The sequence below is a fragment of the Hyphococcus lacteus genome (assembly GCF_041058985.1).
GTDB lineage: Bacteria > Pseudomonadota > Alphaproteobacteria > Caulobacterales > Parvularculaceae > Hyphococcus > Hyphococcus lacteus.
On record NZ_JBEHZE010000001.1, the window covers coordinates 2,732,740 to 2,756,186 of the forward strand.

Annotated in this window: 23 protein-coding genes; 11 read left to right on the forward strand and 12 right to left on the reverse strand. The window is 50.9% G+C overall.

The window, feature by feature from the left end; genetic code table 11:
* Positions 1-102 precede the first annotated feature (102 nt).
* The 3 genes from ABFZ84_RS12975 to ABFZ84_RS12985 all read left to right on the forward strand — a co-directional run bounded on the left by ABFZ84_RS12975 (position 103) and on the right by ABFZ84_RS12985 (position 3,552).
* Positions 103-1,320 carry a parallel beta-helix domain-containing protein gene (locus ABFZ84_RS12975; protein ID WP_369314443.1) on the forward strand — a complete coding sequence of 406 codons (1,218 nt, stop codon included), beginning with the start codon at positions 103-105 and terminating at the stop codon, positions 1,318-1,320.
* 32 nt (positions 1,321-1,352) lie between these two features.
* Entirely contained in the window at positions 1,353-2,462 is a 1,110-nt protein-coding gene (locus tag ABFZ84_RS12980) for an SO2930 family diheme c-type cytochrome (RefSeq protein ID WP_369314444.1), read from the forward strand.
* Positions 2,463-2,529: 67 nt separating this feature from the next.
* Positions 2,530-3,552, forward strand: a complete 1,023-nt coding sequence (locus ABFZ84_RS12985) for a methyltransferase (RefSeq protein WP_369314445.1) — start codon at positions 2,530-2,532, stop codon at positions 3,550-3,552.
* Here ABFZ84_RS12985 and shc read toward each other — a convergent pair whose 3' ends face one another.
* The 3 genes from shc to ABFZ84_RS13000 form a co-directional block, all read right to left on the reverse strand.
* The gene (shc, locus tag ABFZ84_RS12990; RefSeq protein WP_407067092.1) at positions 3,553-5,595 is read right to left on the reverse strand and encodes a squalene--hopene cyclase; all 2,043 of its coding nucleotides are present in this window, start codon (positions 5,593-5,595) and stop codon (positions 3,553-3,555) included.
* A gap of 62 nt (positions 5,596-5,657) precedes the next feature.
* Positions 5,658-6,065 carry a DUF6691 family protein gene (locus ABFZ84_RS12995; protein ID WP_369314446.1) on the reverse strand — a complete coding sequence of 136 codons (408 nt, stop codon included), beginning with the start codon at positions 6,063-6,065 and terminating at the stop codon, positions 5,658-5,660.
* Position 6,066: 1 nt separating this feature from the next.
* Complete coding sequence (locus ABFZ84_RS13000; protein WP_369314447.1) at positions 6,067-6,495, reverse strand: YeeE/YedE family protein; 429 nt, start codon at positions 6,493-6,495, stop codon at positions 6,067-6,069.
* A 76-nt stretch (positions 6,496-6,571) separates the two neighbouring features.
* Here ABFZ84_RS13000 and ABFZ84_RS13005 point away from each other — a divergent pair, with 76 nt between their 5' ends.
* Positions 6,572-6,883, forward strand: coding sequence for an ArsR/SmtB family transcription factor (locus ABFZ84_RS13005; protein WP_369314448.1), 312 nt, complete (start codon positions 6,572-6,574; stop codon positions 6,881-6,883).
* Positions 6,884-6,896: 13 nt separating this feature from the next.
* On the forward strand, positions 6,897-7,760 hold the full coding sequence (locus ABFZ84_RS13010; protein WP_369314449.1) for an MBL fold metallo-hydrolase: 864 nt from the start codon (positions 6,897-6,899) through the stop codon (positions 7,758-7,760).
* Between the two features lie 2 nt (positions 7,761-7,762).
* Here ABFZ84_RS13010 and ABFZ84_RS13015 read toward each other — a convergent pair whose 3' ends face one another.
* Together ABFZ84_RS13015 and ABFZ84_RS13020 are read right to left on the reverse strand one after the other, a co-directional pair.
* Positions 7,763-8,287 carry a GNAT family N-acetyltransferase gene (locus tag ABFZ84_RS13015; RefSeq protein WP_369314450.1) on the reverse strand — a complete coding sequence of 175 codons (525 nt, stop codon included), beginning with the start codon at positions 8,285-8,287 and terminating at the stop codon, positions 7,763-7,765.
* An 11-nt stretch (positions 8,288-8,298) separates the two neighbouring features.
* Entirely contained in the window at positions 8,299-10,077 is a 1,779-nt protein-coding gene (locus ABFZ84_RS13020; protein WP_369314451.1) for a DUF885 domain-containing protein, read from the reverse strand.
* A 180-nt stretch (positions 10,078-10,257) separates the two neighbouring features.
* Here ABFZ84_RS13020 and ABFZ84_RS13025 point away from each other — a divergent pair, with 180 nt between their 5' ends.
* Positions 10,258-10,701 (forward strand): YHS domain-containing (seleno)protein, encoded by a 444-nt coding sequence (locus ABFZ84_RS13025; RefSeq protein WP_369314452.1) that lies wholly within the window; start codon positions 10,258-10,260, stop codon positions 10,699-10,701.
* 159 nt (positions 10,702-10,860) lie between these two features.
* Here ABFZ84_RS13025 and ABFZ84_RS13030 read toward each other — a convergent pair whose 3' ends face one another.
* Positions 10,861-12,597, reverse strand: coding sequence for a M28 family metallopeptidase (locus ABFZ84_RS13030; RefSeq protein WP_369314453.1), 1,737 nt, complete (start codon positions 12,595-12,597; stop codon positions 10,861-10,863).
* 108 nt (positions 12,598-12,705) lie between these two features.
* The gene (locus ABFZ84_RS13035) at positions 12,706-13,602 is read right to left on the reverse strand and encodes a FliM/FliN family flagellar motor switch protein (RefSeq protein ID WP_369314454.1); all 897 of its coding nucleotides are present in this window, start codon (positions 13,600-13,602) and stop codon (positions 12,706-12,708) included.
* Positions 13,603-13,732: 130 nt separating this feature from the next.
* On the opposite strand from ABFZ84_RS13035, the gene ABFZ84_RS13040 reads away from it, so the two are divergent.
* From ABFZ84_RS13040 to ABFZ84_RS13060, 5 genes are all read left to right on the forward strand, one after another.
* A complete protein-coding gene (locus ABFZ84_RS13040) occupies positions 13,733-14,617 on the forward strand; it encodes a flagellar motor protein MotB (RefSeq protein WP_369314455.1) in 885 nt (294 codons plus the stop codon).
* Between the two features lie 95 nt (positions 14,618-14,712).
* Positions 14,713-16,017: a flagellar hook protein FlgE gene (locus ABFZ84_RS13045; protein ID WP_369314456.1), complete on the forward strand. Its 1,305-nt coding sequence runs from the start codon at positions 14,713-14,715 to the stop codon at positions 16,015-16,017.
* Between the two features lie 31 nt (positions 16,018-16,048).
* On the forward strand, positions 16,049-17,518 hold the full coding sequence (flgK, locus tag ABFZ84_RS13050; protein WP_369314457.1) for a flagellar hook-associated protein FlgK: 1,470 nt from the start codon (positions 16,049-16,051) through the stop codon (positions 17,516-17,518).
* Position 17,519: 1 nt separating this feature from the next.
* A complete protein-coding gene (locus ABFZ84_RS13055) occupies positions 17,520-18,521 on the forward strand; it encodes a flagellin (RefSeq protein ID WP_369314458.1) in 1,002 nt (333 codons plus the stop codon).
* Between the two features lie 2 nt (positions 18,522-18,523).
* On the forward strand, positions 18,524-19,639 hold the full coding sequence (locus tag ABFZ84_RS13060) for a flagellar basal body P-ring protein FlgI (protein WP_369314459.1): 1,116 nt from the start codon (positions 18,524-18,526) through the stop codon (positions 19,637-19,639).
* A gap of 49 nt (positions 19,640-19,688) precedes the next feature.
* Here the strand turns inward: ABFZ84_RS13060 and recO are convergent, their stop codons facing one another.
* Genes recO through acpS form a run of 5 tightly spaced genes read right to left on the reverse strand, consistent with a single transcriptional unit; the run spans position 19,689 to position 23,436 of the window.
* Positions 19,689-20,417, reverse strand: coding sequence for a DNA repair protein RecO (recO, locus tag ABFZ84_RS13065; protein ID WP_369314460.1), 729 nt, complete (start codon positions 20,415-20,417; stop codon positions 19,689-19,691).
* 26 nt (positions 20,418-20,443) lie between these two features.
* Entirely contained in the window at positions 20,444-21,382 is a 939-nt protein-coding gene (gene era / locus ABFZ84_RS13070; RefSeq protein WP_369314461.1) for a GTPase Era, read from the reverse strand.
* A gap of 54 nt (positions 21,383-21,436) precedes the next feature.
* On the reverse strand, positions 21,437-22,135 hold the full coding sequence (gene rnc, locus ABFZ84_RS13075) for a ribonuclease III (protein WP_369314462.1): 699 nt from the start codon (positions 22,133-22,135) through the stop codon (positions 21,437-21,439).
* Entirely contained in the window at positions 22,132-22,989 is an 858-nt protein-coding gene (lepB, locus tag ABFZ84_RS13080) for a signal peptidase I (RefSeq protein WP_369314463.1), read from the reverse strand. The genes rnc and lepB overlap by 4 nt, the downstream gene beginning before the upstream one ends.
* A 48-nt stretch (positions 22,990-23,037) precedes the next feature.
* On the reverse strand, positions 23,038-23,436 hold the full coding sequence (acpS, locus tag ABFZ84_RS13085) for a holo-ACP synthase (protein ID WP_369314464.1): 399 nt from the start codon (positions 23,434-23,436) through the stop codon (positions 23,038-23,040).
* Positions 23,437-23,447: the final 11 nt, after the last annotated feature.

Here is a 23,447-nt window from a genome sequence, read left to right on the forward strand (position 1 = left end):
GCCGCGATTCCGGCATCATGAAATGCTGTAAGGGTGCGCAAGTAAAATCAAGACAAGAGCGCATATAGAACGGAACATTCAGGTCGACTAAGGGGAAGAACTATGAAGAAAAGTGTTTTCGCAATCGCAGCATTTGCGATCATTGCGAGTTGCGGTGAAAAAACGCCGCCTGCGCCCCAGGGTGATGCATCCTATCAAGAAACACTGATGACCCAGCTCCTTGATGCAAAGCCAGGTGACGTCATCGAAATCCCCGAGGGCCGTTTTTCGTTTGATCGCTCACTCAGCCTTACGGTTGATGGCGTGACCATTCGCGGTGCTGGCATGGACAAATCAGTCCTGACCTTCGCAGGTCAAATGGCCGGTGCTGAAGGTTTGTTGGTGACAGCCAGCGACTTCACCATTCAAGATCTGGCGATCGAAGACACCAAAGGCGATGCCCTTAAAATCTCTGAGGGCGAGAATATTATTATTCGCCGTGTACGCACCGAATGGACCAATGGACCCAAAACCAAAAATGGTGCCTATGGCATTTATCCCGTCCAAGTCAAAAACTTGTTGATGGAAGAAAGCGTCGCCATTGGCGCGTCGGACGCGGGGCTTTATATCGGCCAATCACAAAACGCCGTGATACGAAATAATCGCGCCGAATATAACGTTGCAGGAATCGAGATTGAAAATACCTTTGACGCCGATGTCTATGGCAATGTCGCCACCAACAATACCGGCGGCATTCTGGTTTTTAACATGCCCAACCTGAAACAACCGGGTGGACGGACACGCGTCTACAACAACAATGTCTACGAAAATAATACCAAGAATTTCGGCCACAAAGGAACCCCGGTTGCGTCTATTCCTGCTGGCTCCGGTATCGTCGTTAACTCAAATGATGATGTCGAAATATTCGAAAACGAAATTCGTGACCACCGTACCGCCAACGTAATTGTCGCTAGCGTTTTTTCAACGGACATCGGCAATAGTGATATGCAGGCAGATTTCGATCCTTATCCCGATGGAATTTATGTTTATGACAACCAGTTCGAAGGCGGCGGCAACAACCCTGACGGCCTTGAACTACAGGCACTAAAGCTTGCGGTCGTCGGACCCCAAGGGCGCATTCCCGATGTATTATGGGACGGCTATGTGGAGGAAGGTTCAACGGCAAGCGATGTTCTTTGCGTTGAAAATGGTGATGCAAAGGTGCTGAATGTTGACGGTCCCAACGGCAACAAAAGCCCACGAATTGTTGAAAATGGCGATCATGATTGCAGCTTTGAAAAACTCCCATCAGTCACACTGACCGGACCACTCGCCGAATAATGCCGCAGCGGTTCCAACTTCTACGAATTTGCATGAGGCTCATTGGCTTGAGCCTCACCGCTTTGACGATTGCAGCCTGCGCTGTGGAAACTGAAACTGCACCGACTTATCATAGTGAAACGAACCCCGAATATCTAAGCGATTGGGGCATGATATCTGTGCGCGATCAAACCCTACATTTGGGAAGCAACGTCACACCCTATGACCTCGCGACACCATTGTTCTCCGACTACGCTCTAAAGCTCCGCACCGTCTGGATGCCCGACGGAACCGCCGCCCAATACAATGCTGATACAGCATTTAATATGCCGGTCGGGACTGTCATCACAAAGACATTTTATTATCCCACTGACGGCGGTCCATCTACCGTCACTTATGCCCGCGACCGCAACCTCAATAACGGCGTGATGGAATTACGCGGTCTACGTTTAATTGAAACCCGTATCCTTGTACATCGCGAAACGGGTTGGAATGCTGTGGCTTATCTTTGGAATGACGAACAAACCGACGCCGTTGTCAAACGTATCGGTGCGGTACTGCCGCTTACCCTTAATCGCCCCGATGGCCGTTCGGAGAATTTTGCCTATCTCGTTCCAAATGCCAATCAATGCGCTGGCTGTCACGCGACGAATGCCACGACCAAAGCGATCAAACCAATAGGCATCAAGGCGCGCCATTTGAACAAACCGTCAAGCTTTGCCGATGGCTTTAATCAGCTCGATCATTGGGTCGCAAAAGGCATGTTAGATGCTGATATAAAAGGGCCAGCCCCGCGCAACGCCGATTGGACAGACACCAATGAAAGCGTTGAGCGACGAGCCAGGGCATATCTCGATGCAAATTGCAGTCATTGCCACAACCCTAATGGCCCGGCAGATACATCTGGCCTGAATTTAGAGCCTGATGCAGTCGGCCCTTCTCTCGGAATTTGCAAAACGCCGATCGCCGCCGGAACGGGGACCGGTGGCCGCGTACATGGCATTGTTCCTGGCGCGCCCGATAAATCAATCCTCATGTTCCGTATGGAAACCAGTGATCCCGGCGCAATGATGCCCGAACTTGGCCGCAGCGTGAAACACGACGAAGGCGTCGAGCTTATCCATCAATGGATCGTCCAGATGGATGGAAGCTGTCAGACGTAAGTAACACCCCGTATTTGCCGAACTTTATGGGCGATGTTAGTATCGCCCGAACGGGGAGGCATTTTCGATGAATGATTTAGATCCGGCACATATTCTACAGACGGCAATGGCCTTTTTTCCATCCAAGGTTTTGCTTTCGGCAAATGAATTAGGGATTTTTACAGTCCTAACTGAAAAACCTATGACGGGGGCAGAACTTTGTGATGCACTAGAACTACACCCGCGCGCAAACCCAGATTTTTTTGATACGCTCGCGGCTCTTGATTTTCTTCAACGCAACGGCGACGGCCCAGAGGCCACTTACCAAAATACACCGCAATCGGCACTTTTTCTAAGCGAGCAAAGCCCCGCTTATGTTGGTGGCTTTCTCGAAATGGCAAATACCCGCCTCTATCCGTTTTGGGGAAATCTCACAGAGGGATTGAAAACCGGAAAGGCGCAGAACGAGTCGAAGCATTCTGATAAACCTCTTTTCGAAGAACTCTATAATGATCCGGCCCGTTTAGAGGGGTTCATTGATGCAATGACCGGCGTGCAGATCGGAAATGTCATGGCCTTGGCTGAGAAATTTGATTTCTCATCATTTAAAACTCTATGTGACATTGGCGGCTCTGCCGGAACATTGTCACGCGCAGTTTGTCTGGGTCACCCTGAAATTAAATGCATAACGACAGATTTGCCGCCGGTCACCAAAATCGCAAAAAAACGAATTGACGATGCTGGCCTAAATGATCGAATCGAAACCAGGGATATTGATTTCCTTAATGAGAATTTTCCCGATGCTGATGTCATCACCATGGGAAACATCCTCCACGATTGGAATCTCGAGGTCAAAAAAATGCTCATCAAAAAGGCTTATCATGCTCTCCCGACCGGCGGTGCTTTTATCGCCATAGAGAATATAATCGACGACGCACGACGTGAAAATGTTTTTGGGCTATTGATGTCGTTGAACATGCTGATCGAAACTGGTGATGGCTTTGATTATACGGGAGCTGACTTTACGAAATGGTGCACAGAAGCCGGATTCACTCGCACCGAACTCATTCCTCTCGGCGGCCCCGCAAGTGCCGCTGTCGCGTATAAATAATCAAAGCGCATATTTTTTCCGTATACGCCCTAGTGCCATCATCGGAAAATAATGACGGTAGAGATTATAGTTGATCATAAACGCACGAGACAATTCTGGCCCTTGTTTTAGCCGCTCTTGCAACAACGGGTCATTTAGCTTGATGGTTTGGCCAACGCCGTAGCCGGGAAAACCCGTCCCGGTATATTCAGGCTCATTCCATGTGCCATCTCTCTGGCGTTCGATTAGGAATTGAATTCCGTCCGCGACAGCGCGTTCATCCTCTGCGCGACCAACGGCCGCCAATCCCATTAATGCCCATGCAGTTTGCGAGGCCGTCGATGCACCTTTGCCCATCTGCTTAACATCCACATAGGAAGCACAGCTTTCGCCCCACCCGCCATCAGCGTTCTGGTGCAAGATCAACCAATCCGACGCTTTGCGGATATAGGTCTGAGACATATCTTCGCCGATGGCCTCTAACGCCGGAAGAACCGCACCAGTGCCATAGATATAATTGACCCCCCAACGCCCGAACCATGCGCCATCGGCCTCCTGCTCGGCTTTTATATATTCAAGCGCACGAACCATGGAGGGGTGTTCTTTGCCGATACCCAATTTTCCAAAAGCCTCGACGATATGGGCTGTCACATCGACCGAAGGTGGGTCAAGCGCTTCGCCAAAATCACAAAACGGGATTTTGGTCAGAATTGTTTTGTCATTGTCTTTGTCAAACGCGCCCCAGCCACCATTTTTGCATTGCATGCCAATGAGCCAATTTACGCCTTTTTCTATGGCCGTTTCGATGCCGCGTGCACGCCATTCAGGGTCGTTCCGGAAGGGCGCAAGAACAATCAATGCCACAGCCGTATCATCTGTATCCGGATAGAAATAGTTTTTATACTCGAACGCCCACCCGCCGGGCTCGAGCTTTGGACATTTCACTTTCCAGTCACCATCACGCAAAACCTGTTGGCTTAACAGCCAGTCAAGCGCCTTTTCGACTTCGTTTTTCTGTCGTTCGTTTATCTCGCAATCATCAAATGCCAATAACGTCAGCACTGTATCCCACACCGGGCTAGTTGACGCTTGAATCCATGTAGCATCACCAACATCAACACGCCAGCGCGGGTCATCCAATGCCGCAAGTCCTTTCGCCATGACAGGATGGTCAAGGGCGTAGCCCTCGTTGTAAATCGCCATTAAAGAATAAATCCAAGGCGGCTGAATACCGCCCCAAACGCCATCCGCGTCTTGGTGTTCAATTATCCATTCAAGGCTACGTTTAACTGATCCCTTACGCCCTAAACCAATACCCGCTGTCTGACCAAAACTTTGTAGCAAATGAAGTATTTTATCTGCACCCAGAAAGAATTTATCAAGAAAGCCCGATCCCGGTTTTGCGGGATAGGCATAGCTAAAACTCTTCCGTCCCTCGGGAAACAGTTCATCCAATCGGCGATTATTTGGTAACGGGCGCGATGGTCGACGCGCCGACAACACCGCAATCGGCATCAATGTTGCGCGCGCCCATTGAGCGAAATTGTAAATTGAAAATACAAACCAGTTAGGAAAGTGAATAACCTCCGCAGGAAGGTTTGGGGTTTTTTCCCACGGCCATTCACCAATCAATGCCAGCCAATAGCGCGTGAACACGCGAATGTTCTTTAACCCGCCCTTTGATAAAATCCAATCTCGCGCCTTGACCATATGCGGGTCGCTGGCTCGCTCACCAATGCATCGAAGCGCAGCGTAAGCTTCAACTGTGGTGTTGATATCGCCCGCTGGTGCGCCGTGATAAATTTCCCAAGAACCATCTTCGCGCTGAGTTTCACGCAGGCTCTGGGCAAGTCGCGGCCATAAATGATGATCTTCTAATCCCATGAACCACAGGGCGAGAATCCATTGCGCCTCCATACAAGCATTGGATTCAAGACGCCCGACCCAATAGCCTTCTGGCTTTTGTCGTTTGGCTAACCAATCCGCAGCATTATTAATTGTTCCCATGAGCTGTCGGTCAAAATTGGAACGCGGATCGGCACCAGCCGTCTTGTCGTCATACATGATTAAACCCTTGGAGAGGACAACTAAATTGGGAATTATCTAGCGGTTTTGGACCTTCGCGACTAGGCCTTGACGAAGCTCCGCGACCACATGCCCAGCGTCATTGCACCAATAAATGCCCAAGGCATTACCCCGCCAACAGAGGCCGCACTGATCCCCGGTCCGGGGCAAAAACCAGCAAGTCCCCAACCAATGCCAAAAATCGCTGAACCGATCACCAACGGGCGATCAATCGCGGTCTTCGTCGGGATTTGAAACACCCCACCCAACACCGGGTCTTTTCGGCGAAATGCCAATCTATAGCCAATCATTGTGGTCAAAAGCGCACTCCCCATGACCACCAACAAGCTGGGGTCCCAGTTTCCCGCAATATCGAGAAAGTTTATAATTTTTTCTGGATTGATCATTTGCGAAATCGTCAACCCGATTCCAAACAAAACACCGATTAATAATGACGAGAAAATTCGCATTCTATCCTCCCATCACGTGACGTACAAAAAACACCGTGATGACCGCGCTAATCATAAAGGTCAGTGTCGCAATTATTGAACGCCGAGACAGACGCGCGATACCGCAAACACCGTGACCTGACGTGCATCCACTACCAAGGCGCGAACCCATACCAACAAGAAATCCGCCAACGACGACCATCCATAAAGGCTGCGGAAAGTTTATTGGTGGCCGATCAGAAGTGACCATTACAATGAGTGGTGCAATAAAAAGCCCCACCACAAATGCACCACTGATCCAAAAATCATTACCCTTTTCACTTGGGGTTAAAACACCAGCGACCAACCCGCTTATTCCGGCGATACGGCCATTTAGCAACATAAAAAGAACCGCCGACAGCCCAATTAATGTGCCACCGATAGCTGCCGAGACTGGTGTAAAATTTTCCATGTAAACGCTCCAAATAGATGTCTTGATTTTTAATATATATCACTTATGTTAATTGACAAGTGTTGAAGGGAATTCGATGTCAAAACCGATGAAAATCGCGGACCTCAAGGTTCATGCGCAAGACGTTTCCGCATTGCTCAAGACTTTATCGCATGCGAACCGACTCTTAATTGCGTGTGCGCTAACTGAAGGCGAAAAAAACGTGAGCCAGATCGAATCCGACACCAAAGTTCCGCAACCGCTACTATCACGCGACCTTGGCAGACTTCGTGATGCCGGGTTAATCAGTGCCCGCCGCGAGTCAAAAAACGTTTATTACTCGATTACCGACCCTCGCCTGTCTCAGTTAGTGAATGCACTTTGCAATGCTTTTGCACCAAAAAAATAAGTGGGAGATTGAAATGAATCCAGTTGTAAAAACCTTTTTCGACGAAGAGACATTCACTGCCAGTCATATTGTAATCGACCCGAGCGCAAAAAAATGCGCGATCATAGATTCTGTTTTAAACTTTGACTCTGCCTCAGGACGGACAACAACTAATTCAGCAGACATGATTATTGAATATATAAAAAACGAAAGCCTAAGCCTTGAGTGGATAATCGAAACCCATATTCATGCTGATCATCTAACTGCCGCTCCATATCTGCAACATAAACTTGGCGGAAAAACAGGCATTTCTAGTCGGATCAATCATGTTCAATCTACTTTCGGAAAGGTTTTTAATGCCGATGCAGGTTTCGCCCGAGACGGTAGCCAATTTGGCGTTCTTTTTGACGACGGCGAAAAATTCAAGCTCGGTAATATCAATGCCTATGTGATGCACACGCCGGGACACACGCCCGCATGTTCTACGGTTATTATTGGTGACGCTGCTTTTGTTGGCGACACGTTGTTTATGCCCGATTACGGTACCGCACGGTGCGACTTTCCCGGTGGCGATGCCCGTACGCTATATCGTTCTATTCAAAAGATTTTTTCCCTCCCCGATCAAACGCGGCTTTTCATGTGTCACGATTACAAATCACCAACGCGCGACGTCTTTGCGTGGGAGAGCACAGTCGCAGAAGAGCGCGCAGAGAACCTCCATGTTAAAACCGGGATATCCGAAGACGAGTTTGTCGAAATGCGCGAAGCACGCGACAAAACCCTGTCGATGCCTCGCTTGATCGTACCGTCGGTGCAAATAAACATGCGCGCCGGCGATATGCCGCCGCCCGAGGACAACGGTGTCAGCTATTTAAAAATGCCGATCAATACGCTTTGATTCTAGGCGCTCGGTTCGCGGAATAACAAGAAAACCTCGTCGCCATGATATTCGGTGGCCGCAGAACGAATAAAACCTATCTTTTCGGCAAGACGTACAGAAGGCTTATTTTCAGCCGTTATGATACACGACATGCGCTCGCCCGGCCACTTCGCTTCGCCCCATTCGATTGCCGCTTTCGCAGCTTCAATCGCATAGCCTTTGCCTTGAAATTCCGGGTCAAATGCCCACCCCATTTCCGGAACGATCGACGGGGTTGGCGTCATGTTACGTTTGAAATCCGCAAAACCCAATTCACCGATTATGCGGCCACTTTGACGTTCTTCGACAGCCCAAAACCCATATCCATTCAGATGCCAGTGCCCCGCCATGCGTAAAAACTTCAGCCAACTATCTTCCTCGCCTCTCGGTGTGCCGCCAATAAATCGCGTCACCTCTGGGTTGCCCCAAAGGTCACGGATAGCTGGAAAATCATCAAGTGTATGAACCCGGAGGCGTAACCGCTCCGTCTCAACCGTCATGTCCATCAAGCTTACTCTTATTTTTCGTCGTCAATAAATTGATCTATTCGTACCCTGAGCATTTCAAGCGGCAGGCCGCCCCCGCTTAGGACTGCGTCATGAAATGCGCGTATGTCAAAATCATCACCCAACTCTTGTTCGGCTTTCTCACGCAATTCCCATAATGTCAGCTCGCCCATTTTATAGGCTAATGCCTGACCTGGCCACGCAATATACCGATCAACCTCGGTCTGAACATTATGAAGCGACAACGCAGTGTTTGATGCAAGGTAATCAATCGCCTGTTCGCGGGTCCAGCCTTTTGCATGAATGCCCGTGTCGATCACCAAACGGCACGCCCGCCACATCTCATAGGAAAGCCGTCCGAAATCATCATATGGGGTTTGATAAATTCCCATCTCGACACCAAGCTTTTCAGAATAAAGGCCCCACCCCTCGCCAAACGCATGCGGGTAAAACTGTTTTCTGAATTCCGGCGTATCTTCAAGCTCCAATGCCAATGCGCTTTGAAGATGATGCCCCGGCACCGCTTCATGAAGCGTCAACGCGGGCAATGCATAGAGCGGCCGCTTATCAAGCGCGTAGGTATTTACCCAATATTGACCGCCACGATCACCCCCCGCAGGCGCGCCCACATAACGACCCGTCGTATAGTTTGCTGCAATTTCTTCGGGAACTGGCTCAACCGAATAAGGTTGGCGTGGAAGTTTACCGAAATAGGCAGGCAGCCGACCATCAATGTCTTTGGATAACCATGCTGCGCGCTCTAGCAATGCCTCGGGGGTTTTCGCGTAAAATTGTTCGTCCGTACGAAGAAATTCGATAAACTCTTTGAACGATCCTTTGAAACCTGTCTGTTTAATGACCGCGTCCATTTCTTTACGAATGCGTGCCACTTCTTTAAGGCCGAGCTTGTGAATCTTCTCAGGTGTCGCATCATCTAGCGTCGTATAGTAACGAACCAACGCAGCGTAATACGCCTCGCCATTTGGTAAATCATAAGCGCCCAAACTGTCGCGCGCGCCGGGCACATATTCTTCAGTCATAAAATCAAGCAGTTTTTGATAGGCCGGAATAATTTGCGACTGAACTACTGCACGCCCTTTGGCCCTTAGCGCTTTTTGTTCGGACGCAGAGATATTCGCCGGGAACTGCGTGAATGGCGCGTAAAATGGATGATCTTCTGGATTGTCTTTAACCTGCCCCTCAAAAGACGGAATAATAAAGGGCAATATTTCTTTAGGCTGCGTAAAGCCGTCGCGTAATCCCTGGCGCATATTTTCTATATTCTGATCTATATAGTCGGGCATCGCCGATAGCCGCGCTAAATAGTCATCATAGTCTTTCGCTGTGCGAAAGGCTGTTGATCCGACGATATAACCAAAATCCGTATGAAACCCAGTGTCCGCCAAAAATGGTATGCGCCAACTATCAAACACGGAAAGCGCAACATCATGTTTTAGAATAAACGCTAAAAGCTGTGCACTGACTTGTTGGTCCGGGTCTAACGCGTTAACATTAATAGCATTGAGCCGCGCAAGAAATGCCTCGGCTTCCGCCCGACGACGCGCTTGATCCGCTGGGGCCACACTCGGCACATCGCGCTCAAAACCGCTAACACCCGAATATGTCGCGTTAAACGGAAACTCCTCCATCTCATTTGACCAATAATCATCAAACAACGCATCGAGATCATCCGCCGGTGCCGCATAAGCCGACAATGAAAAGGCCGCAGCACTTACGGCAACACCAATCGCCTTACCCAAATTCGTCACACCGAACATCTTTACGCCCATTGAAAATCTCCTATCCCCTTGGTTCTTGTGGATATGCTAACATGATCGCTTTGTTGTTCCAGCCAAAACCGCTAGCCGCTGGCTACTATCTCCGCTCTCCCTGTCGTGAAGCAAAGTGTTTTGTGGATGTTCCGACACCGCCCTAAGCTATCGCTAGTTACAACAACAAGGATTTTCCACATGTTCCGCCACCTCATTGTACTTTTCGCCGCTATGGCTGCGGTGTTAGGCTTCGCCTTCGCAAAAGACCCGATCAACACAGGCCGATTTTCCAACCTTGCTATTGGTGGTTATGACGCTGTTTCCTATTTCACCGATGGCACTCCTACTAAAGGCGACAAAGAATTTACCTTCGAATATCAGGGCGCTGAATGGCGCTTTTCGTCTGCCAAAAATCTGGAAACTTTTACCGCTGATCCGACTGCGTATGCGCCCCAATATGGTGGTTATTGTGCGTGGGCAGTTTCGCAAAATTATACCGCGCCGGGTGATCCAAAAATCTGGAAAATCGTCGATAACAAGCTGTATTTGAATTATAACAAAAAAGTACAGGATGATTGGAAAAAAGACATTCCCGGTTTCATCAAGCTCGCTAACGAAAATTGGCCCGGTGTCATCAACTAAAACATCCTCCATTACTCACTGATACGCATATTAAACGCGCACAGGGATTGGTGGATAACTACGCACCGAAAGCGGGTTTCAGCACGAATTTCTATCACGCAATGTCACGAAACCACATTGATCAACCGGCGATTGCGTATCGCCGGTTGATTTTTTTGGTTACTGGCCGCGTTGCGCGTCGCGCAATGAACGGAACTCATTGCCTTCGTACCAGTTTGGCCAAGCATCCGTATACGCCATGTCTGCACCAATCTCAGAAAAAATTGTCATAGACTGGGTCATGCCGGTCAAATTCCAGTCAGGCGAATACTCATCCGACGGCTGGTGATAACGGTTGACGGTATAATCGTCGGCCATAGCACGGCCCGCTTCTTCGCCACCGTCAACCAGGTCGATCCCACTATCGGCATACAGCATTGGCACACCTTTTTTCGCAAGCGAGATGTGATCAGAGCGGTAGAAATAGCCTTTTTCCGGCTCTGCATCTGGGCGCAAATAGATATCGCGCTTATCTGCGGCTTTCTTGAGGAGGTCCTCAAGCTCTGACGCACCATAACCAACAACGATGATATCATTCGCTGGCGGTAAAGGCAGAACGCCGTCAATATTGATACCGCCTACAATGTTGGCAAGCGGCACAATAGGGTCTTCGGCGAGATAGGCCGAACCCAAAAGACCGGACTCTTCAGCCGTAACCGCAACAAACATCAAAGAGCGCTTTGGTTTTTCTTCGGTATTCATGAAAGATTCAGCAATCGTAAGAATTCCGGCGGTTCCCGTTGCGTTATCGACAGCGCCATTAGAAATTGCATCGCCTTCGGTCACGCTCGCATTGTGGCCAAGGTGATCCCAATGCGCCATGTAAAGCACATATTCATCTGGGTTTTCCGTTCCCGGAATAACACCTGCAACATTCGCAGACTCGCTCCGGCGAACAGTGTTTTTGAGCGTGCCTGATGATTTAAGATCACCCATCGCCACAGCTTTAAAGCCGCGTTCTTTGGCTGACTCAGTAAGGTCATCGAAATCAAGATCGGCTTTTTCAAATAACCCGCGAGCAACATCTTCCTGTAGCCAACCTTCGACCGCAACGCGCCCCTCGCCGCCATCTGGCCGTTCAAGATCGAGCTGAGCGCCAGTCCAACTGCCTTCAACAACATTCCAGCCATAGGCCGCCGGTGCGGTCTGATGCACGATGAGCGCAGCCGCGGCACCCTGGCGGGCGGCTTCTTCATATTTATATGTCCACCGACCATAATAAGCCATGGACCGGCCTTTGAAGAATTCCGGGTCATCGCTCGCATATCCCGGATCGTTGACGAGAATAACAACGGTTTTACCCTCTACGTCGATATCTGCATAATCATTCCAGTCATATTCCGGAGCGACCACGCCATAGCCAACGAAAACTAAATCACTATCCGTATAGGAAACATCCTCCATGACGCGCTTGGTCCAATAAACCGCCTCAGACCCGTATTCAACGACTTCGCCGTCAATGGTCAGGTTCGATTGCGTTGGGTCTACTGTCAGCTCAACAAGCGGTACTTTTTGTTCATAGCTATCGCCATTGCCCGGCTTAAGGCCGATGCTTTTCATCTCATTCGCCAGCCATTCACGAGTTTTCATCCCGCCTTCGGTCGCCGGCGCGCGCCCCGCAAATTCATCCGAAGAAAGCGTCGCAATGCGCGCCCGTAAATTCTCTTCGTTAATCGGTGCCAAAATGGGTGTTAGAACGGCAGACGCCTCCGCGGCTGGGTCGGGTGTCGCAGCAGGTGTTGATTGTTCGGTGCTAGGTGTTGTTGTCGTCGATGCGCCGCCATTATCGCTTTGGCCACAGGCCCCAAGCGTAAGCGCAGTCAAAGCCGCAATGGCGGCTGGAGTTCTGAAAGTCATGAAAAGGCCCCTCAGGAATCAATTGCAGAAGCCGCGACTTTGCACCCCTCTCCGCCACCGGTCAAATGACGAATAATCCAGCATATCCTCCCATTTTCAGGGGTGATTTTAGATTTTAATGTCGGTAACTTTAAGCGCCCGAGCACCTTCACGATTTCCAAGAGCACCATTAAGCGCAAGCTTGGATTTCGTTTTGAGTGCCGGATACATCGCAACATCATCAATGGTTGCCGCATTGAGGTTAATCACCTCACCAGCCTGCAAGTTCATCAACCGCTTTATGTCGATCATTTGTTCGGTCAGAACAGCGCGCATCGCAATCGGTGATGTGGCGGCAAGTTTGGCCAAATCGCGGGTCCATTTTTGTTCCGCCAAAACAAGCGTCGTTTCATAATAACGGCGCATCGCAATAAGTGATTTCTCAGCGACGATCATCGTTACGGAACCGATGGCTTCACCCTCGATGGTCTGTATATCAATCGAAAACAAAATAGATTTTTGCTGATCGTCATTAAATTCAAATCGCCGCGGATCGCCACCACTGGCCAATAATTCAATACCGCCCTTTAAGAGCCCGCATTTATCTGCGTTCTCGAATGAACATTCAGCCGTTCTAATCGCAAGTTTTTTTGCGAGACGCCGATCAATAGCGCTGACATTTTCGGGCGTCGGATCGGGAAGGTCACGCGACCCTGAAAGCGACCACCCGGCAGCACGTAGCGATGTGTCGATGTCAAAGATAAGAATGAACTCGGCTTCGCCATTTTGACGAAAATGATAAATTGCTGATTCAGAACCATATTTTGAAAGTGCGTCACCAAGACGACAAAACTCAGCCGGTTTACCTTCTGCGGATTCGCATTTCTCTCCGTAATATTCGGAAAAGGCCGCGACGGCCTGAGCGCCAATTTGCGTTGGGGAATCTTTAATCAAATCAACCGGCCCTTTATCGCGACCGGAACATTCCATTTTACGCTTAATAATCTTGGCGCTGTCTTCGCCCATGAAACTCTACCTTAGATATAAAAGTGCCGTCTTGGGTCCATATCAAACATGAATAGCTATAAATAGAGTAAACGCATAAAAGGCGCATAAAGGATTTATCGCTAACCCTTTTCTGTAAGTGCAGAAAGTTGTGTTGGGTAAATCGATGGCCGGTGGGGCAAAAGCAGTAGCGCCAATCATAATCAAGAAGAAAAAGGTGATCGCCGGAGGCGGCCACCATGGTGGCGCGTGGAAAGTTGCTTATGCCGACTTTGTGACGGCGATGATGGCGTTCTTCCTATTGATGTGGCTATTGAATGCCACCACCGAAGACCAGCGCAAAGGTCTTGCAGACTATTTCAACCCTTCAATCCCAATCAGTAAGGTTTCTGGCGGCGGCAGCGGCGCGCTTGATGGGTCATCAGTGTTTGAATCGCGTGACCTCGCCCGTGATGGTGCTGGCGCAAGCGAAGAATACCCCAATTCACAAGAACGCCCGATCGAAGGCGGCGAAGAACCAGTTGAAGGCCCGGCGGACGGGACTGGCGTTGCCGCAGAACTTGGTGCGGGTGCGAATGAATTGGCAATGATCGAGACTGCGATCAATTCACAATCTGTTAACACACCTGAAGATGGTCTTGCGAAACATATCCAAACCCGCATGACACCCGACGGACTTGTCATCGAACTTGTCGATGTGGACGGCGAGTCTCTTTACAATATCGGTTCGTCAAATCCCTCTCAACTATTACACGATTTGCTGTCTGTGATTGGGCCGGTTCTTGGTACCGTCAGTAATAAGATGGCAATCGTTGGCCATACTGACGGACGCGCTTTCTCACGGTCAGCAAATTATTCGAACTGGGAATTATCGACCGACCGTGCGCATGCCGCCCGTCGCATGTTGATAAAAAATGGCATTCCCGTTCAACAGATTGTTCAGGTTACCGGCAAAGCCGACACAGAACCTTTCTCCGAAAACCCACTCGCCGCAGAAAACCGACGCATTGCCATTACTCTTCTGAACCCAAATTAATTGAAAAAGAGCGCTTCTCATTAGGGCTTCCTTAAATCAAGCGGAGATATGACTAACGATAGTAGTAAAATTTATTCCGGAATGGAGCTTCTTTTATGGGCATTTCGTCGTCGCTAAACGCAGGTGTGATGGGACTCGCCGTTAACGCAGTCAAACTCGGCACCATTTCCGATAATATCGCCAACTCTCAAACCTATGGTTATAAGCGCGCCGACACGCTCTTTGCTGATATGGTGCTTGCACAGACCAAGGGTGACTATTCCGCGGGCGGCGTTCGCGCTGTTACGTATCGCGATGCAAGCGCCCAAGGGCCATTGATCGGCACAACAAATTCAACTGACATTGCGATCGACGGTCGCGGCATGTTGCCCGTCACTGATCTCGGCGGCGTTAATGCAAATAACGGTGATCGGTCGTTGATGTTAACGTCCACCGGTTCATTTAACACCGACGATCAGGGATACCTTCGTACCTTGAGCGGTCTCTATCTGATGGGTTGGCCCGCAGATGTGAACGGCGACGTCGGCGCACCACCACGAGATAGCTCAGCCGGTCTGGAGCCAGTGCGTGTAAACCTCAATCAAAACGCGGCCTCCCCGACACAAAACATCCAGTTGGGTGTGAACCTCCCAGCGACACAAACCGAAGCGGGTTCAGCGGGTACAGTCTATGACCTGCCCGTTGAATATTTTGACACGCTTGGCCGGTCACAATCATTGAATTTTGAATTTTCACCAACGGTACCCGCGACGGGCGCGAGTAACGAATGGACCGTCAATGTTTATGACGACGCCGGTGATCCAGCCGTATCAATCGCGACATTTACCGTGACCTTTGACGACAGTGTTTCTGGCGGCGGTAATATCGCATCGGTGACTGCGGGTGCAGGCGCAACTTATGATGCTGGTACAGGCCGCGTCGGTATCGCAACAGCCGGTGCACCCATGGAGATTTTTGTGGGTAGCGCAGGCGAGCCTTCGCCGCTCACGCAGCTTTCAGCTAACTTTGCACCGCTTAGCGTGACCAAAGACGGATCGCAAATCGGTAATTTGAGCAGCCTCGAAATTGACGAAGGCGGCTTTTTGCAAGCTGTTTACGACACAGGTTTCCGCCGCACACTTTACCAAATTCCCGTTGCTGACGTTCCGAATTTTGCCGGCCTAAATGCGGTTGGTAACTCTTCATATGTCGTGACGCCATCAAGTGGTGACGTCTATTTCTGGGATGCTGGCGACGGTCCTGCTGGTTTCACCAATGGTTATTCACTGGCTGAATCAACCACTGATATCGCATCGGAACTCACTGACCTGATCCAAACGCAGCGTGCATATTCGTCAAACGCTAAAATCATTCAGACTGTTGATGAAATGCTGCAGGAGACCACAGACATTATACGGTAACAGTAACCAGTAGTAGGAAGGGAACGTCAGTATGACCATCTCCCAAGCGCTCTATAATGCAAGTTCTGGCCTCACGGCAGCGTCGCGCCGCGTAAGCGTGACCTCCAATAACATCGCTAACGCACTTACGCCGGGTTATGCTCGGCGTACGGTGCATTTGGCCGAACAAACCACAGGCGGCGAAGGTGCTGGTGTGGGTGTTGCTGGTGTATCGCGCGCGGGTAATCCTGCGATCACTTATGAACGTCGGATTGTTGATGGTGAGCTTGCCTATTTTAGCTCTAATGCTGGTGCGATGACACGGGTTTCCGACCTTCTTGGCAGCGTCGAAGACCCCTCTTCCCTATTTCAGAAATACAATAATTTTGAAACCTCGTTGCGAAACCTCGCAGAAACGCCTGACAGTGCGGCGCTTCAGCAAAAGGTTGTCACGTCCGCACAGGATTTGGCCCGGGCATTGAACCGTACCGCAGAAGGTTATCAACAAATTCGTACCGATGCGGACCGCGAAATTAGTAATCGCGTGGACACGGTCAATGATGCACTAAAAACCATCGAAGATCTGAACGATTCAATCAGCCGTGGCATGGCGACCGGCAAAGATGTGAATGCGCTTCTTGATCAGCGCCAACAGCTAATTGATCAGGTCAATGAGAATATCCCTGTTCGCGAAATTCAGCGCGAATATGGCAAAGTTGACCTCATGACCACCGAAGGTACATTCCTGCTCGCTGGCTCGGCGCGTACTGTCGAATTTAATGCCTCGCCTGTTGTCACAGCAGACCTAACATATGACAACGGTGCAGGGTCCTTATCTGGTCTTAGCGTTGACGGCCAAGATATCACGCCGGGCGGTACAAGCGGTCAGGCACCTCGCGATGGCGCAATTGCCGGACTATTTAATGTCCGTGACGAGACCGTTCCGGAAATGGCATTGGCGTTAGATGCGCTGGCGTTCGATATTGCTGGCCGACTTTCTGATCCTTCCGTTGACCCTACCCTCAATCCTGGCGATCCCGGCCTCTTCACTGATGCCGGTGCGGCAACTGACGTTGCTAATCTTACCGGACTTGCAGGGCGTTTGGCCGTAAATGCCGCCGTTGATTCATCGCAGGGTGGATCTGCGTCACGGATACGCGACGGCATTGGCGCAGTTGTTCAACAAGCTGCCGGTACGGACTCTTTTGTTCGTTCGTTGCTATCCGCCCTCGCCGATTCTCGCCCTCAACATGCCGCGCTACAAACGGCCGGCGATTTAAGCGCCGCTGAATCGTTCTCGCATATGACGTCATTGGCCGCCGGAGCGCGCGTTGATGCATCGTCAAAACAAACCACAGCCGCGACCTTGGCAACCAGCCTGGTAGAGGCCGAACAAGCCGAAAGCGGTGTTGATACCGACCGAGAACTTCAAGATCTATTGGTTATTGAACAAGCCTATGCAGCCAATGCGCGGGTGCTTGAGACAATCGATCAAATGATGCGCCGACTGATGGAGCTATAACATGAACTCATATGGTTTTCCTTCGCTTCTTCAATATAGCCGCCTGAACACATCCATTGCAGACACCAAAGCAAAGGCCGAAACAGCCCGCATTGAAGTCGTCACTGGACGGATCGCCGATCTCGCGGCAGAGCTTGGCGGCAGCGTTGGTGATGCTCAGTTACTTCGCAAAGCAATTTCCGATGTTGAATTGATGGGCGCATCAGCCCAGCGCGCGCTTGGACGCGCCCAAATCGCACAGGTTGCGCTCAGCCGTTCAACAGAAGGCGTCGAAGTCACCGGCACCAATCTACTTAGCGCGATTGGCCGAAACGACGAACAGAGCATCGGCATCGCCGCAACCCAAGCCGAGCTTCAACTTGATGCGGCCATTTCATCGTTCAACACCAGATACGAAGGCCGCAGTCTTTTTTCTGGTGACGCTACAAATACACTCGGCCTTGCCGACAAAGAGACATTACTGACAGACATTCGCGCAATCTTCGCCGCCGCCCCTGACGCAGCGACACGCGAAGCGCAGCTTGATACCTATTTCAATGATCCCGCTGGCGGATTTGAAACAAACATTTACCTTGGCGGTGATGGCAACGCACCGCGTACGGAAATTTCCGACGGTGAGCTTGTCGAATATAGCGCCAAAGCCAATGAGCAACCGGTCAAAGATTTGCTCCGCAGTCTCTCGACACTCGTGATCGCTGACGAAAGTGATGCGTGGCCGGACCGTGAGGACGCCCTGACAAAAGCGGGCGCAGGAATGATCGCGGCATCCGAAGACATGGTTGAGGTCCGCGCCCGCGTTGGTGCCGCTGAAGAACGTATGGTCTCCGCTGTTTCTCGCCTTGAAGCCGAAGCCACTGCGCTCGGTGCCACCTATAACGAACGCACCGCGCGCGACCCCTATGAGGCGGCATCAATGCTGCAACAATTAGAATCACAACTCGAAGCCTCCTATCTCGTGACATCACGCATTTCACAACTCTCATTCGTCAATTACGTAAGATAAACATGATCCAAAATTTCAAACTGTTCTTCGTGGCTTTTCTTTTGGGCTTTGTGTGGTGCGTTGATGCTGCCGCCGAAGTCCGCCTTAAAGATATTATCAATATCGAAGGGGTTCGCGGAAACGATCTCGTTGGATATGGCCTTGTTGTCGGCCTTGATGGAACGGGTGACGGTATGCGCAATTCTCCTTACACGGAAGAAGCGTTGTCGAGTCTTCTGGAGCGTCTGGGGATTAACGTACAAGGCGAGGATTTTCGTCCACGCAACGTCGCGGCGGTTGTGGTCACAGGCACTTTACCGGCATTCGCGCGGGCCGGATCGCAAATTGACATAACCGTTTCCGCGATTGGCGATGCAAAAAATCTTTTGGGCGGCACACTTATTATGACACCGCTTCATGCTGGTGACGGACAAGTTTACGCTGTGGCCCAAGGCCCCGTCCTCGCGAGCGGCTTTAGCGCCGAAGGCGAAGGGGCATCGGTTACCTTTGGTGCGCCGACCAGCGGTTCTATCCCCCAAGGGGCGCGGATCGAACGCGAAATTGATTTTGACTTTGGCTCAATGGAAACGCTTCAGCTTGCTTTGCGCTCACCTGACTTTACGACGGCAACACGGGTCGAAACAGCAATCAACAATGCATTTGGCGGAAAACCAATCGCTACACTCAAAGACCCCGGCACGATTGAACTTGCTATGGCCAACACGGGCCTTAGTCCCGTGCATATGATCGGCCGCATCGAGAATTTAAGCATCACACCAGAACAAAAAGCGCGGATCGTCATCGATCAGAAATCCGGTACGGTTGTTCTTGGTGCCGATGTAAAAATATCAAAATTCGCAGTGACCCAAGGTAATTTGACCATCACCGTGCGCGAGACACCATTTGTCTCTCAACCGAACCCCTTCTCACGCCAGGGTGAAACCATTGTTCTACCTGATACGACGATCACTGTAGATCAAAACCCAGAACGCCGGATCGCCGAAGTTGACGAGAATGTTTCTCTTTCCGATCTGATCGAAGGCCTAAACGCACTTGGTGTTGGCCCACGTGAGTTGATTGATATCTTGAAATCCGTCAAAGCGGCGGGTGCACTCCATGCTGAGTTGGTGTTGATGTAATTATGGATTGCGGATCAAGTCCGCAATGACGGTCCCGCTAGCGGTAGTTTCAAACCGAATGAACTTCCAACAACTCAACGACCCGGCGGCGCGCTTCGGGTAGTTGTTTGTTTGACACATGTAAGATACGCGTCTCGATGAAATGCCCTGTGGTTGCAAGTGCATCCAAGGCATCTGTTAACGTCGCTGTTGTCGCCGCCCCCCGTAAAAACGCCGGTAGCGGCAAAAGTTTATCCTTATACGGCTCACCGGCTTCCTCGCTGACTGCGCAGGCAGATCGCGGCGACACGTAAATTAGGTTTTCTCGCTCGCCAGTCGCTGCGCATCGGTCAAGCGTCAGCCCGAAACCAAGTTCCGCCAACAGACCCAACTCCCACCGGGCCATAAGCGCTGGCCAAACATCGATGTCATCAAGCGTCGCCATCAACACCGACATCGCCGAATAGGCCCGCCCGTGCGCTTCGCGTTCGGGCAGTGTCGCTAGTGCCACAGCACAAGCCGCTGATAGCGCCGCCAACGATAAACGCTCTCCCATCGCTTCGCCAGCACGAGCATGAACCATCTCTAGCGTGAAATGCCCAAGCGTGTCTTCGCCGCGCCCCTTCCAATCGGCGTTGACCACATTGCCCGGTTGCAACAATGGCCGCATTCGCCGCCCTTGCCCGCCATAAACAAGCCCGGCCCAACGGCCATGGTCTTCGGTGAAGACGTCCACGATGGCGTGTGTCTCTCCATGGGCCCGCGCGTCGAGGATTATGCCTGTGTCAGTGAATTCCACTACCTAGCCCTTGAAAAGCATGATTATTACTCAACCACATCGAGACCCATTTGGCGTAGGCGCGCGGCCTCCTCTGACCAGCCTTCGCGGACTTTGACGTGTACGAATAAATGCACCGGAACGCCGAGTTGTTCGGTGAGCTCTTCGCGGGCGGCCTGCCCGATGATTTTCAAGGTCTGACCGTTTTTTCCAAGCACGATACCTTTTTGGCTATCGCGCGCCACATAAATGGTTTGGTCGATGCGAATGCCTTTTTTTGTTTCTTTCCAGCTTTCAGTCTCAACCGTCGAGTCATAGGGCAGCTCTTGGTGCAGACGTAAAAATACTTTCTCGCGTGTGACCTCGGCGGCCATAAGTCGGTCAGAAATATCAGAGAGCTGATCTTCTGGGTATAACCACGGCCCGCTTGGCGCAGATTTCACCAGAAATGCTTTTAGGTCTTTAAGGCCATCGCCATTTTTGGCCGAGATCATAAAGACATCGGAAAAGACACCCGCTTCATTGAGGCTTTGCGCCAGTGCCAACAACTTGGGCCGGGCGATATCATCAATTTTATTGAGGACCAAAACGGCTTTACGCTCTGATTTGATCAGACCATCAATGATCCGCTCTGCGTCGGCGCGCGATTTTCCGGCCTGTCCACGTTCGGACTCTCCGTCGAGAAACATCGGCGCGTCAATCACCAGCAAGGTTTGATCCGCGCCCGAAAGCCCGTCCCATGCAGCGGCGACCATGGCACGATCAAGACGACGACGCGGCGCAAAAATACCCGGCGTATCAATGAACACCAGTTGCGATTTGTCTTCGGTAATTATGCCCCGCACGCGCGCACGCGTGGTTTGTACTTTTTGCGTCACGATTGAAATTTTCGCGCCAACAAGCGCATTGACTAAAGTGGATTTACCAGCATTTGGCGCGCCGATGACCGCAATCATCGCGCAATTCGTTTCTGCGTTATCCGTCATTTCTGATACCTGCTAAAAGCCGTCAGTGTTGTTACTATTACCGGCTATAAAAATTCATTCTTTTCCCGACCACATGCCTTCGCGTTTTAAGAACGCGCGGGCGGCCGCCATTTGGGCTTCGCGTTTTGAACGCCCCTCGCCATTCGCGGGTTTTGCACCCTTGACCCGGACCTCGATCGTAAAGGCCGGTGCGTGGGCTGGTCCTTCGGCTTCGAGCACAGAATAGACAGGCGTGCCGAGCTTTTTCTGTTGGCTCCATTCTTGAAGCGCAGTTTTTGGATCTTTGTGAAGCCGCGAAAGGGTCTCTATATTCTTGGTCCAGAAAAGATCATAGACCTTCCGCGCCGCATCAAGCCCGCCGTCAATATAGAGCGCACCCAAAAGGGCCTCCATCACATCGCCCAAAATAGCTTTCTTGCGGCGGCCGCCCGCGCCATCTTCCCATTCAGACATCAGAATAAACTGATCAACGTCAAAAAACAGTGCGGCCTTCGCGCAGGTTTCCTTGCGGACGAGCGCATTGAGACGCGGAGCCAAATCGCCCTCGTTATATTCCGGATAGCTCCGCCATAGCTCCTCGGCGGTCAATAGCCCCAAAACCCGGTCCCCGAGAAATTCGAGCCGTTCGAGATCGCGAATTGAAGTGCCAGCGCCAGACAGGCTGGAATGGGTCAGCGCACGCTTTAACAATCTCGGATCAGCAAAGGTGTATCCGAATGTTTTTTCTAACGCCGCGAAATCTGAATTGCTCATTCAACCTTGTCGAGGATACGGCCATAGCGGATCGCGAATGGCCATTTCCAAACTTCCCAGAATTTTGTTTTTGCACCGTCTACGGAGAAAAAGAAGCGCTCTGCACGACCAACAACAGCATCTAATGGAATGTAACCCACCGCAGAGACCACGCGGCTATCTTGGGATTGATCACGATTATCACCCATCATGAAATAATGCCCAGCCGGGACGTGATAAACCGCCGTCGTATCGAGTTCACCATCATCACCCGAACATTCCTGCACGAGGTATGAAACGCCATTATCGAGTGTTTCTTTATAGGTCGGTGCGTCGCCGCCACCGCACACATCTTCGGCCACTTCGACGAATTCTTTTTGAACGGCGCTACCATTGATATAAAGGTGCCCACCCAGCATCTGGATCTGGTCACCCGGCATACCGATTACGCGCTTGATATAATCTTTGTTGCCGTCTTTTTTGTTTTTGAAAACGACAATGTCACCGCGCTCTGGCGAACCCGCAAAAATACGCCCGTCAATCGGCATCCGTGTCAACGGATAAACCAATGACGCTTTCGAATAGCCAAAGGTCGGTTTAGACACCACAAGAAAGTCACCCACCAAAAGGTTCGGCTTCATCGACCCCGACGGAATATTGAACGGCTGGAAAACCACGATCCGCAAAACCAGTGCGATGGCCACCGCCACCAACACAGTTTTTGCTAAATCCCACGCTTCTTCAGCGGCAGTCATGGGCGGCTGAGATTGTTCCATTGACGATTTCTCGGGCTTGCTTGGGGTTTTGGCGATCACTGCATCCTCAGAAGCGGTAGGATTTACAACCGCTTCGCCGCCATTGTCAGGTGTCGCCATACGCCAGATACCTCGTTTTGCCCCGACATTACGCAAGGGAAGATTACTCTATTTAACCTGCGCCTCGATAATGACAATGGCTTGGGCGTTAGGAAAATCATCTGTGATGGTCAAATGAATGGATGCTTCATGGCCTTCGGGGGTCATTTCCGCCAGTCTTTTTGCAGCACCGCCGGTTAATTTCATGGTCGGCTTACCGCCAGGCAGGTTCACGACCCCCATATCTCGCCAATAGACCCCACGCGAAATTCCAGTGCCTAACGCCTTGGAACACGCCTCTTTTGCGGCGAATCGCTTGGCGTACGACGCAGCGCGATTGTGGCGACGGTCTGACTTGATTTTCTCGACGTCTGTATAAAGCCGGTCTGTGAACCGCTTGCCATGGCGGGTAAGCGTTTTTTCAACCCGGCGAATATCAATGATGTCGTTGCCGATCCCAATAATCATGTCTTTTCCTC

Excerpts from the sequence above, each read along its gene's own strand:
- lepB (WP_369314463.1), bottom strand. The coding sequence starts at position 22,989 with ATGGCGACACCTGACAATGGCGGCGAAGCGGTTGTAAATCCTACCGCT.
- flgK (WP_369314457.1), top strand. The coding sequence starts at position 16,049 with ATGACCATCTCCCAAGCGCTCTATAATGCAAGTTCTGGCCTCACGGCA.
- acpS (WP_369314464.1), bottom strand. The coding sequence starts at position 23,436 with ATGATTATTGGGATCGGCAACGACATCATTGATATTCGCCGGGTTGAA.
- ABFZ84_RS13025 (WP_369314452.1), top strand. The coding sequence starts at position 10,258 with ATGTTCCGCCACCTCATTGTACTTTTCGCCGCTATGGCTGCGGTGTTA.
- ABFZ84_RS12975 (WP_369314443.1), top strand. The coding sequence starts at position 103 with ATGAAGAAAAGTGTTTTCGCAATCGCAGCATTTGCGATCATTGCGAGT.
- ABFZ84_RS12985 (WP_369314445.1), top strand. The coding sequence starts at position 2,530 with ATGAATGATTTAGATCCGGCACATATTCTACAGACGGCAATGGCCTTT.
- shc (WP_407067092.1), bottom strand. The coding sequence starts at position 5,595 with ATGTATGACGACAAGACGGCTGGTGCCGATCCGCGTTCCAATTTTGAC.
- era (WP_369314461.1), bottom strand. The coding sequence starts at position 21,382 with ATGACGGATAACGCAGAAACGAATTGCGCGATGATTGCGGTCATCGGC.
- ABFZ84_RS12995 (WP_369314446.1), bottom strand. The coding sequence starts at position 6,065 with ATGCGAATTTTCTCGTCATTATTAATCGGTGTTTTGTTTGGAATCGGG.
- ABFZ84_RS13010 (WP_369314449.1), top strand. The coding sequence starts at position 6,897 with ATGAATCCAGTTGTAAAAACCTTTTTCGACGAAGAGACATTCACTGCC.
- ABFZ84_RS13005 (WP_369314448.1), top strand. The coding sequence starts at position 6,572 with ATGTCAAAACCGATGAAAATCGCGGACCTCAAGGTTCATGCGCAAGAC.
- ABFZ84_RS13035 (WP_369314454.1), bottom strand. The coding sequence starts at position 13,602 with ATGGGCGAAGACAGCGCCAAGATTATTAAGCGTAAAATGGAATGTTCC.
- ABFZ84_RS13060 (WP_369314459.1), top strand. The coding sequence starts at position 18,524 with ATGATCCAAAATTTCAAACTGTTCTTCGTGGCTTTTCTTTTGGGCTTT.
- rnc (WP_369314462.1), bottom strand. The coding sequence starts at position 22,135 with ATGAGCAATTCAGATTTCGCGGCGTTAGAAAAAACATTCGGATACACC.
- ABFZ84_RS13030 (WP_369314453.1), bottom strand. The coding sequence starts at position 12,597 with ATGACTTTCAGAACTCCAGCCGCCATTGCGGCTTTGACTGCGCTTACG.
- ABFZ84_RS12980 (WP_369314444.1), top strand. The coding sequence starts at position 1,353 with ATGAGGCTCATTGGCTTGAGCCTCACCGCTTTGACGATTGCAGCCTGC.
- ABFZ84_RS13055 (WP_369314458.1), top strand. The coding sequence starts at position 17,520 with ATGAACTCATATGGTTTTCCTTCGCTTCTTCAATATAGCCGCCTGAAC.
- ABFZ84_RS13020 (WP_369314451.1), bottom strand. The coding sequence starts at position 10,077 with ATGGGCGTAAAGATGTTCGGTGTGACGAATTTGGGTAAGGCGATTGGT.
- ABFZ84_RS13045 (WP_369314456.1), top strand. The coding sequence starts at position 14,713 with ATGGGCATTTCGTCGTCGCTAAACGCAGGTGTGATGGGACTCGCCGTT.
- ABFZ84_RS13015 (WP_369314450.1), bottom strand. The coding sequence starts at position 8,287 with ATGGACATGACGGTTGAGACGGAGCGGTTACGCCTCCGGGTTCATACA.
- ABFZ84_RS13000 (WP_369314447.1), bottom strand. The coding sequence starts at position 6,495 with ATGGAAAATTTTACACCAGTCTCGGCAGCTATCGGTGGCACATTAATT.